At 30.6% G+C, this 526-nt stretch carries 1 pseudogene; it reads left to right on the forward strand.

Features of this window, described 5'->3' with window-relative positions:
* Positions 1–268 precede the first annotated feature (268 nt).
* Positions 269–526, forward strand: a pseudogene (locus R7040_RS29780) (chromosome segregation ATPase); the annotation flags it as partial.

Genomic DNA, 526 nt, shown 5'->3' on the forward strand with positions numbered 1-526 from the left:
TAAGTTGTCAGGCTGTAATTGTCTATTTGTATTAATTTTATATTAATTAGCAATCTACTTTTTGCTGTTGTAATTTTAATATTCATGTGCTCAATCTTATGTGGTATTTAAAAGCTTAGTTTTTACTAAGCTTTTATTTTTGTGAATATTATTTCTGTAATGTATAAATTAGTTGTCTCAATCAATGAAATGTAAACATATTTTCGTGTCGATATTTTTGTTTTTTGGTAACGCTTACCATTCCTATGCTGAAGTAGAAAAACCAGCGATGAGCGCCCAACTAGAGGAGTATGTATATAACCCTCGTATACTCAAAGATGTTTCTGACACTTTATTAGGCATCGACTTAAATAAAAATAATATCAGAGATGATGTCGATAAAGTCGTTAACCACCTAGAAGTAACAGAAGCTGATAAAGAGTTTATGTTACGTTATATCCAATACGCGACAAGTATATTAAGTTATGATTTCGCAAAAGATAGGTTAGAAAATCCGCTAATTGCTAGCGAACTCTACAAAGAACTC

The sequence above is a fragment of the Vibrio sp. 1069 genome, from assembly GCF_033340555.1.